The organism is Pedobacter caeni (assembly GCF_900129215.1).
Classification (GTDB): domain Bacteria; phylum Bacteroidota; class Bacteroidia; order Sphingobacteriales; family Sphingobacteriaceae; genus Pedobacter; species Pedobacter caeni.
In genome coordinates, this window is sequence record NZ_FQUQ01000008.1 from 263,581 (window position 1) to 277,354 (window position 13,774).

At 39.4% G+C, this 13,774-nt stretch carries 21 protein-coding genes; 8 read left to right on the plus strand and 13 right to left on the minus strand.

Features of this window, described 5'->3' with window-relative positions; all coding sequences use genetic code 11:
* Positions 1 to 117: 117 nt before the first annotated feature.
* The 8 genes from BUC20_RS31650 to BUC20_RS31685 form a co-directional block, all read right to left on the minus strand.
* Complete coding sequence (locus BUC20_RS31650; protein ID WP_073238224.1) at positions 118 to 384, minus strand: hypothetical protein; 267 nt, start codon at positions 382 to 384, stop codon at positions 118 to 120.
* A gap of 11 nt (positions 385 to 395) precedes the next feature.
* Positions 396 to 923: a hypothetical protein gene (locus tag BUC20_RS31655; RefSeq protein WP_073238226.1), complete on the minus strand. Its 528-nt coding sequence runs from the start codon at positions 921 to 923 to the stop codon at positions 396 to 398.
* Between the two features lie 11 nt (positions 924 to 934).
* Positions 935 to 1,456, minus strand: coding sequence for a hypothetical protein (locus tag BUC20_RS31660; protein ID WP_073238229.1), 522 nt, complete (start codon positions 1,454 to 1,456; stop codon positions 935 to 937).
* A 77-nt stretch (positions 1,457 to 1,533) separates the two neighbouring features.
* Positions 1,534 to 1,836 carry a hypothetical protein gene (locus tag BUC20_RS31665; RefSeq protein ID WP_073238232.1) on the minus strand — a complete coding sequence of 101 codons (303 nt, stop codon included), beginning with the start codon at positions 1,834 to 1,836 and terminating at the stop codon, positions 1,534 to 1,536.
* A gap of 72 nt (positions 1,837 to 1,908) precedes the next feature.
* Entirely contained in the window at positions 1,909 to 2,976 is a 1,068-nt protein-coding gene (locus BUC20_RS31670) for an ankyrin repeat domain-containing protein (protein ID WP_073238235.1), read from the minus strand.
* A gap of 79 nt (positions 2,977 to 3,055) precedes the next feature.
* Positions 3,056 to 3,598, minus strand: coding sequence for a hypothetical protein (locus BUC20_RS31675; RefSeq protein ID WP_143166983.1), 543 nt, complete (start codon positions 3,596 to 3,598; stop codon positions 3,056 to 3,058).
* A 45-nt stretch (positions 3,599 to 3,643) separates the two neighbouring features.
* Positions 3,644 to 4,015: a DUF4240 domain-containing protein gene (locus BUC20_RS31680; protein ID WP_073238238.1), complete on the minus strand. Its 372-nt coding sequence runs from the start codon at positions 4,013 to 4,015 to the stop codon at positions 3,644 to 3,646.
* A gap of 106 nt (positions 4,016 to 4,121) precedes the next feature.
* Complete coding sequence (locus BUC20_RS31685; RefSeq protein WP_073238241.1) at positions 4,122 to 4,652, minus strand: hypothetical protein; 531 nt, start codon at positions 4,650 to 4,652, stop codon at positions 4,122 to 4,124.
* Positions 4,653 to 4,751: 99 nt separating this feature from the next.
* Between BUC20_RS31685 and rsgA the strand changes: the two genes are divergently transcribed.
* The 3 genes from rsgA to BUC20_RS31700 are packed head-to-tail and all read left to right on the plus strand — an operon-like array spanning position 4,752 to position 6,459.
* Positions 4,752 to 5,672 (plus strand): ribosome small subunit-dependent GTPase A, encoded by a 921-nt coding sequence (gene rsgA / locus BUC20_RS31690; protein WP_073238244.1) that lies wholly within the window; start codon positions 4,752 to 4,754, stop codon positions 5,670 to 5,672.
* Between the two features lie 6 nt (positions 5,673 to 5,678).
* On the plus strand, positions 5,679 to 6,131 hold the full coding sequence (gene dtd, locus BUC20_RS31695; RefSeq protein WP_073238247.1) for a D-aminoacyl-tRNA deacylase: 453 nt from the start codon (positions 5,679 to 5,681) through the stop codon (positions 6,129 to 6,131).
* A gap of 1 nt (position 6,132) precedes the next feature.
* On the plus strand, positions 6,133 to 6,459 hold the full coding sequence (locus BUC20_RS31700; protein WP_073238250.1) for a nucleotide pyrophosphohydrolase: 327 nt from the start codon (positions 6,133 to 6,135) through the stop codon (positions 6,457 to 6,459).
* 4 nt (positions 6,460 to 6,463) lie between these two features.
* Here the strand turns inward: BUC20_RS31700 and BUC20_RS31705 are convergent, their stop codons facing one another.
* The gene (locus BUC20_RS31705; protein ID WP_073238253.1) at positions 6,464 to 6,931 is read right to left on the minus strand and encodes an Lrp/AsnC family transcriptional regulator; all 468 of its coding nucleotides are present in this window, start codon (positions 6,929 to 6,931) and stop codon (positions 6,464 to 6,466) included.
* A 158-nt stretch (positions 6,932 to 7,089) separates the two neighbouring features.
* Here BUC20_RS31705 and BUC20_RS31710 point away from each other — a divergent pair, with 158 nt between their 5' ends.
* Entirely contained in the window at positions 7,090 to 8,280 is a 1,191-nt protein-coding gene (locus BUC20_RS31710) for a histidine decarboxylase (RefSeq protein ID WP_073238255.1), read from the plus strand.
* An 81-nt stretch (positions 8,281 to 8,361) separates the two neighbouring features.
* Here the strand turns inward: BUC20_RS31710 and BUC20_RS31715 are convergent, their stop codons facing one another.
* The 4 genes from BUC20_RS31715 to rsmA form a co-directional block, all read right to left on the minus strand.
* Positions 8,362 to 8,769: an HIT family protein gene (locus BUC20_RS31715; RefSeq protein WP_073238258.1), complete on the minus strand. Its 408-nt coding sequence runs from the start codon at positions 8,767 to 8,769 to the stop codon at positions 8,362 to 8,364.
* A 19-nt stretch (positions 8,770 to 8,788) separates the two neighbouring features.
* Positions 8,789 to 9,262 (minus strand): transcription elongation factor GreA, encoded by a 474-nt coding sequence (gene greA / locus BUC20_RS31720; protein ID WP_073238261.1) that lies wholly within the window; start codon positions 9,260 to 9,262, stop codon positions 8,789 to 8,791.
* A gap of 157 nt (positions 9,263 to 9,419) precedes the next feature.
* Positions 9,420 to 10,349, minus strand: coding sequence for a 2-hydroxyacid dehydrogenase (locus BUC20_RS31725; RefSeq protein ID WP_073238264.1), 930 nt, complete (start codon positions 10,347 to 10,349; stop codon positions 9,420 to 9,422).
* A 21-nt stretch (positions 10,350 to 10,370) separates the two neighbouring features.
* Entirely contained in the window at positions 10,371 to 11,153 is a 783-nt protein-coding gene (gene rsmA / locus BUC20_RS31730; RefSeq protein ID WP_073238267.1) for a 16S rRNA (adenine(1518)-N(6)/adenine(1519)-N(6))-dimethyltransferase RsmA, read from the minus strand.
* 196 nt (positions 11,154 to 11,349) lie between these two features.
* Between rsmA and BUC20_RS31735 the strand changes: the two genes are divergently transcribed.
* The 4 genes from BUC20_RS31735 (at position 11,350) to rpmF (ending at position 13,766) form a co-directional block, all read left to right on the plus strand.
* The gene (locus BUC20_RS31735; protein WP_073238269.1) at positions 11,350 to 11,805 is read left to right on the plus strand and encodes a hypothetical protein; all 456 of its coding nucleotides are present in this window, start codon (positions 11,350 to 11,352) and stop codon (positions 11,803 to 11,805) included.
* Between the two features lie 73 nt (positions 11,806 to 11,878).
* Positions 11,879 to 12,958 carry a 4-hydroxythreonine-4-phosphate dehydrogenase PdxA gene (gene pdxA / locus BUC20_RS31740; protein ID WP_073238272.1) on the plus strand — a complete coding sequence of 360 codons (1,080 nt, stop codon included), beginning with the start codon at positions 11,879 to 11,881 and terminating at the stop codon, positions 12,956 to 12,958.
* Between the two features lie 64 nt (positions 12,959 to 13,022).
* Positions 13,023 to 13,556: a YceD family protein gene (locus tag BUC20_RS31745; protein WP_073238275.1), complete on the plus strand. Its 534-nt coding sequence runs from the start codon at positions 13,023 to 13,025 to the stop codon at positions 13,554 to 13,556.
* Positions 13,557 to 13,574: 18 nt separating this feature from the next.
* Positions 13,575 to 13,766, plus strand: coding sequence for a 50S ribosomal protein L32 (rpmF, locus tag BUC20_RS31750; RefSeq protein WP_073238280.1), 192 nt, complete (start codon positions 13,575 to 13,577; stop codon positions 13,764 to 13,766).
* Positions 13,767 to 13,774: the final 8 nt, after the last annotated feature.

The window sequence follows — 13,774 nt, forward strand, 5'->3', positions numbered from 1 at the left end:
TTTATCTGATTTTTCAAAAGTTTGCGTTTGAGGCATATCAGGCAATTCTTTCAGATCTGCAACAGATAAGCGGCTCATTCCCAGCTCTGGCCCAAAACAGAACAATACCAACTTGTTTTATGATTTAACCCAAATATCGGATTCCGGGTCTTTATCATAGGAAGCACCATTATGGATATCATCAATTGTCTTCAAAGAGGGATCAATTGATAATAGCTGTTCTACAGTAATGATTACTGCTTCTTCCATTTCAGCTTCGTCATCACTGAGGGCCTGAATATCTCCATCTTCATCGATAGAAACATAAGTAAGAGGCGCGTTTTTCCTGGTCACATAAATTGTGCTGAAAACGGTTTTGTTTGAAGGGTAATCTGATAGTTTCATATGATCTCTTTTTATAATATAGTGTGATAATAATTTTTATTCCCTATTCCGACTGTCCAGAAGAACTTTGCTTTTTCCAAATCCTGCTCGATCCAGTCTTTTGACTCTTCATATTCCCCATTATCTTTTAATTCATCAATAGTGGCCCGGATATCATCTTCAACAAATTCCCTCCACACGCCAACAGAGTTCTCTAAAAAGCAATAACAATAAGGTTTTTCTGAATCATCTATTCTTCCGTCATTTTTTTCAGTCAGCAACTTCACTAAGTCATCCGCTTCAATGGCAAAAGGATTAACATGGTATATCTGAGGAGCAAGATGCCTGGAAAACGGCCCCTGAATTTCAACAAACTCCAGTTCTCCGTTTTTATCAAAATCCAGCCTGAACTCTAAATGATCATAATAAAGTTGATGAGGCTCTTCAGCAGTCGGGTCACCAAGCACTGCTTTTATTTCGGGAATCGTTTGTCCAAATCTGATACTTATTCCTTCTTCAAAATCAATTCCTTCCAATGGTATTATTTCGATCTTTTTCATAACAATAGGGATTAATATTTATATGGATATAAATCAAAAATAATAGGATTAATGGCATCTAATCCTATTTTTAACAATTTCTCTGATTCTTCAACGGAATGATCTTCCTCAAGTAACGATTCAAACTCCTGAAACAGGAAAGCAGCTTGAATAAACTCCAAAAAGCCGATCTGAAAACTCAAAAAACCTGACTTCTCATTGTATTCTCCCTGATCATGGTCATAAAACAAAATGAATCCTGAGTTCCGATCAAGAAACCAGCCATCTCCCTGACCTGAACTGCCAATCATCCAAAGAGAAAGAGATAAATCAGGATAATTCTCTTCTATATAACGATTCTCCTTTAAAGCCTTTTCATATCCAAACAATTCAATATCAGGAGTTACCTCAACACCTTCATATGCTGAAATATACATTAGATAATGAACATCAGATACCGGCACTTCATCCACATGTTCAACTCTGGCTTTCCGCCTTTTTAACAAGTGCAATAATTCTTCAATATCTTTCTTTGCAAATAATGACCGGCTCATTTTTCTTTATTTATAAAATTATCCATAGTGCTACCCAATTTTAATAAAAATCAATGGAGACTGCCCGAAGCGCTCCGTCACGATTGGCAGAAGGTTTTGGAAATCTTCTTTACCATTGGTTCAAGATCTGCACAGTCGTCCAAACGTGCCTTTACGGAAATCTCATTCCATTTTCTTGATTCTTCTTTATGAAAAGACTGAACATACCAGGATAAGCGATTCCTTGCGTACAAGATGAAATTTTCCCACTTCAGAACACTATCGCATTTTAAACATTCATCAATATTTAGTACAGTCCGTGTTGGAATATCAAATTCACCTTCCTGTACTGGCTTTCCAATATTTTCAAACCAGTTGATTTCACTTAAATTCAATTTCATAACTGGAGCATTACAGAAAAATTTACTTAACAAGTTCCCAACATCATGTGCATAACTGATTAAATATAAAAATCAGATCTGAAGTGTCAGCTTTCTCCAACCTGCAGACCTGGATTTTTCAATGTCCTCTCTGCTGAATCCGGCTTTTGTCCTTTTAACAGGCCTCAATGTATATAAAACGCCTTCTTCTTCCTTATTTGTCAAATTTTGATCCATATCATTCAATTCGGACCATTTTATACGAACTATACGGAATGCCGCAATGGTCTCCGGCCAGCTTAGTGCCTTAAAATGCTCATCATCTGATAAGATATAATCACCTTCTGAAAGATTCGTTCCTGTTTTAAGCAGTTGTATAATTCCTGTTAACAATTGTATTGGAAATTGGTTTTTTGCGGTTTGGACGTAAAAATTCCAATATTGAGGCAATACGATGAGCAGTTCCATCATTGGTTGATGAAAATCAAACAGGCCAAAAGTAAACAAGAGGCAGTATTTTTGACTATGAATTAATTTCTGCACAACAGGTTTATTCCCACTGTCAACAGTAATATCTACTGGTAATATTTTCCCTAATTTTAATGTTATACGACCCAGGATGCCACTTCCGGGGATTTCATTTTCGGCCCATTCCGGTAAAATGTAAGAACTCTTAGCACCCTGCAATTTAAGATAGTCGGCAATTCTCGTATCTTTTCTTGAAATGGCATAATCCAGAGGCACTCTGCCATTCCTGATGTGCATTCTGTTGACATTCGCACCGTGTTTAACCAGTAGTTGTACCATTTCGAAATGTCCGGATATTACTGCACACATGAGAGGAGACAACAAATTTGATTCCACGCCATCTACATATGCACCCTGCTCCAATAACCAGACTGCAATCTCCATATGATTACCTCCGGCGGCGGTATTTAAAGGCGTTTCATACCCCTTTATGGTAACATTTATATCTAATCCTTTTTCTACAAGAAATTTAAAGACGTTAAGACAGCCATACCTCGCACAATAATGTAGTGGTGTTTCAAGAACACCAAAATATTCAGTTGTTAATAAAGCTGGTCTTTCGGCCAAAACTGATGCGATTTGATCAGTATCATTATTATGTATTGCATCGTTGATGTCTTTTGACTTGAGCATTGGTTCAGGGGATTTTTAATCTGAAGATTATATTAGTATTCTTATTTTTTATGCGCAATTTTTCTATCAATAACCTTATTTATTCCATTTCTCCGAGCTTCCATTTATTCAGAAATGCAGAGAGATCATCCTTTATATAAGATTCCAGATAGCTTAACAAATCTTTATACCTGGCTTCTCCATTCACATCATACACCCATAGTTCAGGTTCCTCTGTCTCATCAAACCATACAAGATATATCCTTTCATAAGTGTACCTGCTTGCTGCAAAAACGGAGATCCGGTGCAAACTGAATAAAGAACCTGCATCATTTTGCCAATGATCAGCAGCAGCCTTCACCTGCTGAACAATTTCATTCAATCGTTCATCAACAATTTGACTTTCCCAAAAACATTCCATTTCAGCCGGATCCAGCCAATCACCGTGAGTAGATTCCTCCCAGCCACCTAATTTTTCAAATCGTGATTTAAGCATTGGGCTCAATGGCCTGAAATACCCAGCCTTCAATGTTGGAATCCCTTTTTCAAAAGAAACAACGGGTTTTGGGCTGCTGTCATCTGACAGTTCATCCAGCACCTTTTCTAAAGCCTCTTCTATATTCATACCTGGCTTATGATTCATTTATTTTGATGATCGGATTGCAGACCGAGAAATACGACGCAGCAACTAATAAATTCCCGTTGATTCCCCAAAAACTTCATAACAGACCTCATCTGCCACTCCATGCAAGATCTCGTCAGTATAATCATTTACTGAATTTGGAACTTCATTTGGGTGCTGCAAAATGTGGTCGTAATAACTTTTACCCTTACTAACTACCCAGTTGGCAATGTCCTCTACCCCATCTTCGGATTCTTCCATAAATTCTAAATAAGGATCATCCTGTAACTCCACTGAAGCCTCCACAAATTCCTCCTGAAATTTCAGGAGTTCTTCTTTGCTAAAAGCAGACAGGATGGCTTTCAATTTCGGTCTGCTTTGACCCGCCCTTAAAATTATATCCCAGAACCAGTCTGAATTCTTATCATCATTAACCATATATCATATAAAAAACCAACATTTACTACAAGACAAATATAATTTCTTAGCGCAACAACCATTCCAATAATCAATAAAAACGACAAACATTACACCCTGAATAAAATCACTGCCGGATAATGGTCATTGGAACATTTTTATTTCTCAGATTGTTCCAGATTTCAAAACGACCATCAGCCAGCTCCTCCAGATAAAAAAACTTTTTATAATAGCTGGATGGGCCAATACCCTGTGAGAAATTCTCATCTTTCTTCAAACCGTTATTAATCGCATTGAAAAAAGATTTGATAGCCTTATCCGGTTTTTTAGCCAGTATCCTTAGCTGGAGAAGCTCAATTTCATGTGCTGATTTTCGACCTCCCCCTCCTTCAATTGAATATTCAAAGAGGCTGCCACCATAAAAACTCAAAGCCCCGGTAATATCCACTTCCTTTGAACTGAAAAAGAAATGTTCATACTCCTCATTTAACAATTCACCATAATTCTCTGAGTTGAAGTCAACCTTTACATAACTCTTCTTCGTCCTGTCCAGTAGAGATCTGTATTCAAAATAACAATACACATGATGCTTCAGCGCCAGTCTTTTGACAAAGCCCAGGAATCTTTCCGCATCGACTATCACATTAATGTAACTCATACTTTTATTATTTAATAACTATTCCAACAACCGATAAAGATGATCAATCTCCGCAAAAAATAATTAGCCTGAAACAATTTCTTACCTTTACCCCATCATATGCAAGGATTAGTCATAAAATCAACAGGAAGCTGGTATCAGGTACATGCAGAAAACGGCATCGACTACGACTGCCGCATTAAAGGGAAGTTCCGGATTCAGGGCATTCAAACCACCAACCCAATTGCTGTTGGCGACCAGGTAGACTTTGAACTGGAACCCAATTCAGACAATGGTGTCATTAATAAATTACATGACCGGAAGAACTACATCATCCGTAAGTCTATAAACCTGTCTAAGCAGGCACAGATCATTGCCGCCAATATGGATCAGGCTTTCTTAGTCGTTACCCTTGCTTCACCCCGTACCTCTTTAGGCTTCATCGACAGGTTTCTCGCTACGGCCGAAGCATACAGCATTCCGGCAGTACTGATCTTTAACAAACTAGACCTGTTCAACGAAGATGGCTTAGCCATTCTGGACGATTATAAAAGTATTTATGAGAACATTGGTTATCCATGCTATACCGTTTCGGCATTGGAAGGAACCAATATTCCTCAGATAGAAGGTTTATTGAAAGATAAAACCACCCTATTCTCCGGGCACTCCGGAGTAGGAAAATCAAGCCTGATCAATGTACTGCTTCCTGGCAGAAGCATCAAAACCGGCGAAATATCTGAAGCTAGTGACAAAGGACAACATACCACTACTTTTGCAGAAATGCATACTTTGCCTTTCGGAGGATACCTGATCGATACACCGGGTATCAGAGAACTGGGCATCTTTGACATCAGACCCGAGGAGCTGGGACATTATTTCAGAGAGATGAGGGCCCTGCTTAACCAGTGCAAATTCAACAATTGCAGACATGTCAACGAACCCGGATGTGCAGTAATTAAAGCTGTAGAAAACGGAGAAATTGAAATCAGCAGGTACGAAAGCTACCTGAGCATTTATAACGGAAACGAAACCCGCGCTTAATTTTCCATGAGAGCAATTATCCAAAGAGTTACCGAAGCAAGCTGTGTAGTCGAAGGAGTGACAACCGGCAGTATCAATTCTGGTTTCCTCGTATTATTAGGCATTGAAGATGCCGATACCACCGAAGACCTGGAATGGCTTAGCCAAAAGATCGTCAACATGAGGATTTTTGCGGATGAAAACGACCTGATGAATAAATCACTGAGCGATATTGATGGAAATATTCTTTTGATCAGTCAGTTTACCTTATTCGCAGCTACCAAAAAGGGCAACAGACCAGGCTTTACCAGGGCTGCCCGACCAGACAAAGCCATCCCTCTTTATGAAGAAATGATCAGAAAGTTATCTGCTCTTCTGCAAAAAGAGATACAAACCGGAATATTTGGGGCAGACATGAAAATCAGCTTATTAAACGATGGTCCTGTAACCATCATGATAGATACCAAAAACAAAGAATAATATGACCATAGCAGAAGCACAGGAAACCGTAGACCAATGGATCAAAAATACAGGAATCCGCTATTTCAATGAGCTCACCAATACGGCAATCTTAATGGAAGAAGTAGGTGAAGTGGCCAGAATCATGTCCAGAAAATACGGAGAGCAATCCTTCAAAAAAAGTGATGAGGCAGTAGATCTTGCGGATGAAATGGCTGACGTCCTGTTCGTGCTCATCTGTCTGGCCAACCAAACAGGCATTGACCTGACAGAAGCCATGGAAAAAAACCTGATTAAGAAAAGCATCAGAGATGCCGACCGCCATAAAAATAACGAGAAATTAAAATAATCTTTTATTTATCGATCACATAGGCCGTACTGTGCTTGATCTCTGTCATCACAAATAAGCTGTTCACATTGGCAATATTTTCAATAGCGGCCAGCTTATTCGTTAAAAAATCCTGGTACCTGTTCATGTCATTGACCACTACTTTTAACAAGTAATCGTAGGTTCCCGCTACGTGATAACATTCCATTACTTCATCAAGTTTGCTCATTGCCGCTTCAAACTTCTTTAATAAAGGAAGGGAATGCACCTGTAACGTGACATTACAAAATGCAGCCAGCGTTTTGCCAATCTTTTCCCTGTCCAGCAAAGTCACATAATTCTTAATCACTCCCGATTTTTCAATCTTTTTCAGGCGTTCATAAGTTGGCGTAATGGTTAAACCGACCTTGTGTGCAATCTCCTTCGTATTCAACCGGGCATTCTGCTGTAAGGCATTTAAAATGCGCTGATCCATCTTATCAAAGTGTTCCATCTAGTTTAGTTTTTCTGAATTTTGGTACAATTGAACTCATTTTAGATCAATAAATCTAAATACACAACAAATTAAGTGTTTATTTTCTATTATAATCCAATTTAAAGATCAATTAAATCGATATCTATAAATTTGAAGTCTAAACAATCTGAATAACCATGGAATTTAATCTTTCAACTGAAGATAATAAAAGACTCTCGGAGCTATATGAAAAGGTGCAATCGAAAACCCGTTTGTTCCTTGGCTATCCTGTATCTAAAGATTTCGACTATACGCCACTTCTCCCTTTTCTGCAATATCCCATAAATAACCTTGGAGATCCCTTCACGGAATCTACCTATGCCGTGGATACCAGGGAAATGGAAAGGGATGTAGTACGTTTCTTTGCAGAGCTCTTTCGTGCACAGCAGGACAATTGGTGGGGATATGTAACCAATGGTGGTTCAGAAGGAAACATGTATGGCCTTTACCTCGCCAGAGAACTGTATCCGAAAGCAATGGTTTACTATTCCGACTCCACACATTATAGTGTTCAGAAAAACCTCCTGTTGCTCAACATGCCCAATATTGCCATCCGTTCTCAGGAAAACGGGGAGATGGATTATGAAGATCTGCACAACAGTCTGTTAATGAACCGCCACCTGCCGGTAGTGATCTTTGCCAACATAGGCACCACCATGACAGAGGCAAGAGATGATGTGAAAAGAATTAAAAGCATCCTGAAAAACCTCGCCATCAAAAACCATTATATCCATGCAGATGGTGCTTTATCAGGAAGCTACAGTGCCTTTATTGAACCACGCCCCGCTTTCGACTTTGCCGATGGTGTAGACAGCATTGCCATCAGCGGTCATAAATTTCTTGGCTCTCCGATGCCTTGCGGCCTGGTGATCGTTAAAAAAACAAATCGCGACAGGATCGCCCGTTCCATCGACTATATCGGAAGTGTGGATACCACCATTACCGGATCTAGAAATGGACATAGCCCACTTTTTCTTTGGTATACCTTAAAAAAACTGGGCATGAAGGGATTGAAAGAACGGGCGATGCACAGTCTGTCCATCGCAGCTTATGCGGAAGAACAACTGAAGAGCCTGGGAATTGAGGCCTGGAGAAATCAGAATGCCATTACCGTTGTTTTTCCTGCCCCTTCAAAATGGGTGTGTCAGAAATGGCAACTCGCCTCAGAAAGCGGTTTATCACACATCATTTGCATGCCAAATGTAGACAAAGATCAAATTGATGAACTGATCTGCGATATCATTTCTGATCCGGAAAAAATCAATTATACCTTTCATAAAAACATACCCGAACAAATAAAGAACCTGGACTTCTCCAGTACGTTTTAAAAAACCTTTAAACATAAAAAAGCGGATATTCATTAGGAATATCCGCTTTTTTATACGGTATAAACTAATATGTTTTACCCTTTAAGAGGTGCTTTCACTTAGCGCAGCCTTGATCTTTATCGCAGCTTCTGCCAGTTCTTCCTGCGAAGGTTTCAGCTTTTCTTTACTAAAGTTCATATCACTCACCGAATTCATAGGAATCAGGTGGATATGTACATGGGGTACTTCCAGGCCAATCACAGCTACACCTACTTTTTTGCAAGGAAAAGCTTCCTTTAAGCCTGTAGCTACAATTTTAGCAAATAAGGTTAGTCCGAAATAGCTTTCTTCATCCATGTCAAAGATATAATCAATTTCCTTTTTAGGAATCACCAGGACATGGCCCATGGTGAGGGGATTTACATCTAAGAAAGCCAGGAATTCGGTGGTTTCCGCTACAACATGTGCAGGGATTTCACCATCTACTATTTTTGAAAATATGCTTGCCATTGGATAAAATTTTAAAGGATTATCGGGTGATCTCTAATATCTCGAATTCAATCTTTCCCGCAGGAACCTGAATTTCTGTTTTATCACCTACTGATTTACCCAATAGTCCCTGGGCAATCGGTGATTTTACGGAGATCTTACCGGTTTTAAGGTCGGCTTCACTTTCCGCTACCAATTGATAAGACATGGTAGCCCCGTTTTTAACATTTTTGATCTTTACTATAGATAATGCCAATACCTTGGAGGTATCAAGCTTAGATTCATCAATTAATCTAGCCGTAGAGAGCGTTGTTGCCAATTTTGCTATTTTAGCTTCGTGCAAACCCTGCGCCTCCTTTGCTGCATCATATTCCGCGTTCTCAGAAAGATCACCTTTATCTCTTGCTTCGGCAATTGCCTTAGAGATCAGTTGTCTTCCGGTAGTTTTCATATGATGTAATTCTTCCTTTAGTCTGTCTAAACCATCTTGGGTATAATAGGTAACCTCTGTCATAGCTCAATTTATTTTATGTATTACTATAAAAACAAACAAGACTACATCGGCTTTTAAACCTACATAGTCTTGCTTCAATAAAAACGAAGATAATCGGGTACAACCACAAAAACAAATTATTTAATTTGAATTTCTGTAGTTTAAGTAAAATGTATGTTTAAATGACAGAAGAAAGCTTCTCTGCCAAAACTTCTGATATTTTACGGTAAGATTCAAAGGTCCAGCCCCCAACATGCGGGGTCAAAATGACTTTTCCTGCCTCTTTTAGTTCAGAAAACCAGCGCTGATCTGCCAATGCAGGAAATTTCTCCACTTCCAGAACATCCAGTCCGGCAGCTAAAATTTTCCCTGATTTGATGGCGGTCAGTACTGCCTCAGTATTCACAATCTCTCCTCTTGCAGTATTGATAAAAAAGAAAGGCTTACGGAAATGAAACAGATACTCTTCATTCACCATCTGACGTGTTTCTCCCGTTAATGGAATGTGCAAGCTCAGGACATCACTTTGTCTGACGATCTCTTCCATACTGACTTCTTTTGCATAAGCATCTGTAAAACCAGTTTTATACTTATCATAGGCAATCACGTTCACTTCAAATCCGGAAAGTTTCTTCGCAAAACTCCTTCCCATAAAACCATAACCAATAATGCCGACAGTTTTCCCCTTGAGCTCATAGCCCCGGTTCCCTTCCCTGTCCCAGATGCCATTGCGCACTTCCTGGTCGGCATTCCGGAAATTGTTCATCAATGCCAGCAGCAAACCGGTAGCGTGTTCGCCTACCGCATCCATATTGCCTTCAGGAGCATTCAGCAAAGCGATGTTACGGCTCAATGCATAAGCCTCATCAATATTGTCCAGGCCTGCTCCGGCTCTGGCGATAAACTTAAGTGAAGGCGCAGCCTCCATCAATTCCTGATCAATTCTGAATTTGGTTCTTACTGCAATTCCCTGGTACGCAGAAATCGCAGCTAAAGTCTGAGCTCTGGTAAAAAGAGGCTCATCGTCCACTTCATATCCTAAAGCTATCGCACGCTCCTTAAAAACAGGATGCAATTCGTCAACAATTAAAATTTTCCCTTTGCTCATTACGCTTAAAATGAATGGTTGTTATTGTGAAAGATGGGTCAAATGCTGAGTCAGCTCAATGAACTGCTCCACACTTAATTGTTCTGCACGTTTATCAAAGAAAACATGGTCATCCATCTTATCCTTTGGAACCACACCTGAAAGGGCATTTCTCAAAGTTTTTCTCCTTTGATTGAAACCTGCTTTTACCGTACGCCAGAAAAGCTTTTCATCACATGGAAGAATTTCTACCTGGTTACGACTCAGCCTGATTACCCCTGAATTCACCTTTGGTGGCGGGTTAAAGGTTCCCGGTTTCACGGTAAATAAGTATTCTATATCATAGTATGCCTGGATCAGCACACTTAAAATTCCATAATCTTTGGTTCCTGACTTGGAAGCACAACGTTCTGCAACTTCCTTCTGGAACATCCCTACCATCTCTACTACCTGTCCGCGGTTTTCCAGGATCTTGAAAAGAATCTGTGAGGATATATTATAAGGGAAGTTCCCAATGATCGCATATTTTTCTTTAAATATCGACGAGAGGTCCAAAGCCAGAAAATCGCCATTGATCAGGCGGCCTCCCAATTGAGGGTACTTTTCCTGAAGAAAATGGTAAGATTCCACATCAATATCAATCAGAAAAGTTTCCAGATCTTCCCTTTCCAATAAAATATCGGAAAGAATTCCCATTCCGGGACCAACTTCAAGCACTTGCCTGTACTGATCGGTATGCACCAGGCCGTTTACAATTTTTGCCGCAATCTTTTTATCGGTTAAAAAATGTTGTCCTAAATGCTTCTTTGCCCTAACCAAACTCATATATACTCCTCCTAAAAGCTGCAAAATAAGCAAAGTTTTACGAGTATTGGGCTAACATTCGGCTGAAAGCCCCTCAATGGTACTAAAACCGGGCTTTTCATTTTCACAAAGAAAGACGATCAAATCTTAGCCTGATCATCGGGCTTTGAATTACAGCTGAAATTATTGGAAATTTGAATGATAAAAATCAGCAACAATGAGGCTAAATGAAATCCTTGAGACCATCAGGCAAGAAATAAATCAAATCGGGCAAGAAGAATTGTCTCTTGAATTAGAGGATATACACAAGGATTTGATGCTCAAACAACCTGATAAAGTAGAAGGAGATCTGCTTAAAGGGGAGCATTTTCTTTTTGAATACATCGGACATCTGCCTGAAATCAGTCTTTATATATTTGAGACACCAGAAGAAATAACCGCTCTAATGTTAGGTGACCGGGGGATTTTCAATGCCTTCTGCACCCTCCAAATCCCACTTATTAATGGAAAAGCAAGCCCATACATCATCAGCTATTTCAATTCAGACACGCAACTTGCGGAACAAGCAGACCTGCAGAAAATACTGAGCCTCAGAGAAAAATCAGGATTTAATGCTTTTCAGCACTTTACCAATAGAAAAATAACCTGGTCAGCAGTAGATCCAGCACTATAGAATACCCTTCAAAAGGAAAAATCCGGCCATTTTAAAATGAAATCTGTATTTTGCGCTAAATTTTTCTTGAAGTATGAGCAATAAAATTAAAATTGGAATAAGCATAGGTGATGTCAATGGTATTGGTTTAGAGGTCATCCTTAAAACTTTATCAGAAAGCAGGATCCTTGATTACTGTACACCCATCGTTTACGGACATACAAAGGTTGCTTCATACCACCGCAAGGCCTTAGGCTTAAGTGATTTCAACTTCAACGTAATTACTGAAGCACAACTTGCCAATCCCAAAAAGGCAAATATCATCAACTGCTGGGAAGAAGATGTAAAGATCGACCTGGGCGTGGCCAATGAAATTGGAGGCAAATATGCACTCCTTTCGCTGGAGAAAGCAACAGAAGATTTAATAAAAGGAGAGATTGATGCACTTGTTACCGCACCAATCAACAAACATAACATCCAGTCAGAAACCTTTAAGTTCCCGGGACATACCGAATACCTGATGGAACGCAGTGGAAGTAATGATGTGCTGATGTTCCTGTTAAGTGAAGACATCAGGGTGGGGGTCGTGACCGGACACATTCCGATTGCCGACATTCCAAAAAGCATTACCATCGATAAAATCGTTAAAAAACTGGTGCTGATGAACGAAAGCTTAAAAAAAGATTTCTGGATTGAGAAACCGAAAATTGCTGTCCTTGGACTGAATCCACATGCAGGGGATAATGGATTATTAGGCAAAGAAGAAGAAGAAATCATTATGCCGGCCATTCAGCAAGCCTTCGATAAAGGGGTAATTTGCTTCGGTCCCTACCCTGCCGACGGATTTTTTGGCAAAGGCAGTTACAAACAATTTGATGCTGTTTTAGCGATGTACCATGACCAGGGTTTAATCCCTTTCAAAACCATTGCTTTTAGCACAGGTGTGAACTACTCTGCAGGCCTTAAAATTGTCCGTACCTCGCCGGATCATGGCACAGGATACGACATTGCAGGAAAGAACCTCGCAGATCCGACTTCATTTATAGAAGCCTTATTTGCAGCAACTCACATCGTGAGGAACAGAAGAGAACAGGAAGAATTATTGAAAAACCAGCTCAGAAGTGGCGGAAAAATTATAGAAACTGCAGCAGATACAAAAGATGATGCAAATTAGAATGAAAAAACATTTTAATTCTATAAAATAATTCCTACATTTGCGGGCTAAAATTTTGTTACAATTGAAACCATTAAAACAATTTTCAATCCCCTTTACCGGCTTAAAAATTGGCAAGCATCAGTTTGACTTTGACGTTGATAACAGCTTTTTTGACGCCTTTGAATACTCTTTAGTAAAAAAGGGAACGGTAAAAGTGAACATTGAACTGGATAAACAGGAAACAATGTTAATTTTGCAGATCCATGTCAAAGGAACAATTGTATTGGATTGTGATAAATGTTTATCAGAATTTAATGCACCAATAGAAGTACAGGAAAGGCAGATCGTAAAGTTTGCTGAAGATGAACTGGAAAGTGATGATTTAGAAATCATTATCCTGAATAAAAAAGAAAGTGAGCTCGATGTAGCCCTTCCTATTTATGAACTCATCACCGTTTCAGTACCTTATATTAAAATCTGTGAACAGGATGGCGATGGCCAGAAATGTGATCAGGAGATGATCGACAGATTAAAAAGCTTGTCGGCCGGAACACCAGAAGTAGAAGAAAACAACGATGATGACCCGCGTTGGGCAGCATTAAAAAAATTAAAATAATAATTAAACAAATCAGCAATGGCACATCCAAAACGCAAGATTTCTAAAAGTAGAAGAGATAAAAGAAGAACTCACTATAAAGCTGTAGCTCCTTCTTTGGCTACTTGTCAAACCACTGGTGCAATTCACGTACCTCACCATGCATATAACGTTGATGGTAACCTATACTACAACGGTAAATTGGTTATTGAAAACACGTCAATAGGTTAATTTTCTTG

Bases quoted from the DNA above. Each gene is read 5' to 3' on its own strand.
- BUC20_RS31650 (WP_073238224.1), bottom strand. From the start codon at position 384: ATGAAACTATCAGATTACCCTTCAAACAAAACCGTTTTCAGCACAATT.
- BUC20_RS31655 (WP_073238226.1), bottom strand. From the start codon at position 923: ATGAAAAAGATCGAAATAATACCATTGGAAGGAATTGATTTTGAAGAA.
- BUC20_RS31660 (WP_073238229.1), bottom strand. From the start codon at position 1,456: ATGAGCCGGTCATTATTTGCAAAGAAAGATATTGAAGAATTATTGCAC.
- BUC20_RS31665 (WP_073238232.1), bottom strand. From the start codon at position 1,836: ATGAAATTGAATTTAAGTGAAATCAACTGGTTTGAAAATATTGGAAAG.
- BUC20_RS31670 (WP_073238235.1), bottom strand. From the start codon at position 2,976: ATGCTCAAGTCAAAAGACATCAACGATGCAATACATAATAATGATACT.
- BUC20_RS31675 (WP_143166983.1), bottom strand. From the start codon at position 3,598: ATGAATCATAAGCCAGGTATGAATATAGAAGAGGCTTTAGAAAAGGTG.
- BUC20_RS31680 (WP_073238238.1), bottom strand. From the start codon at position 4,015: ATGGTTAATGATGATAAGAATTCAGACTGGTTCTGGGATATAATTTTA.
- BUC20_RS31685 (WP_073238241.1), bottom strand. From the start codon at position 4,652: ATGAGTTACATTAATGTGATAGTCGATGCGGAAAGATTCCTGGGCTTT.
- rsgA (WP_073238244.1), top strand. From the start codon at position 4,752: ATGCAAGGATTAGTCATAAAATCAACAGGAAGCTGGTATCAGGTACAT.
- dtd (WP_073238247.1), top strand. From the start codon at position 5,679: ATGAGAGCAATTATCCAAAGAGTTACCGAAGCAAGCTGTGTAGTCGAA.
- BUC20_RS31700 (WP_073238250.1), top strand. From the start codon at position 6,133: ATGACCATAGCAGAAGCACAGGAAACCGTAGACCAATGGATCAAAAAT.
- BUC20_RS31705 (WP_073238253.1), bottom strand. From the start codon at position 6,931: ATGGAACACTTTGATAAGATGGATCAGCGCATTTTAAATGCCTTACAG.
- BUC20_RS31710 (WP_073238255.1), top strand. From the start codon at position 7,090: ATGGAATTTAATCTTTCAACTGAAGATAATAAAAGACTCTCGGAGCTA.
- BUC20_RS31715 (WP_073238258.1), bottom strand. From the start codon at position 8,769: ATGGCAAGCATATTTTCAAAAATAGTAGATGGTGAAATCCCTGCACAT.
- greA (WP_073238261.1), bottom strand. From the start codon at position 9,262: ATGACAGAGGTTACCTATTATACCCAAGATGGTTTAGACAGACTAAAG.
- BUC20_RS31725 (WP_073238264.1), bottom strand. From the start codon at position 10,349: ATGAGCAAAGGGAAAATTTTAATTGTTGACGAATTGCATCCTGTTTTT.
- rsmA (WP_073238267.1), bottom strand. From the start codon at position 11,153: ATGAGTTTGGTTAGGGCAAAGAAGCATTTAGGACAACATTTTTTAACC.
- BUC20_RS31735 (WP_073238269.1), top strand. From the start codon at position 11,350: ATGAGGCTAAATGAAATCCTTGAGACCATCAGGCAAGAAATAAATCAA.
- pdxA (WP_073238272.1), top strand. From the start codon at position 11,879: ATGAGCAATAAAATTAAAATTGGAATAAGCATAGGTGATGTCAATGGT.
- rpmF (WP_073238280.1), top strand. From the start codon at position 13,575: ATGGCACATCCAAAACGCAAGATTTCTAAAAGTAGAAGAGATAAAAGA.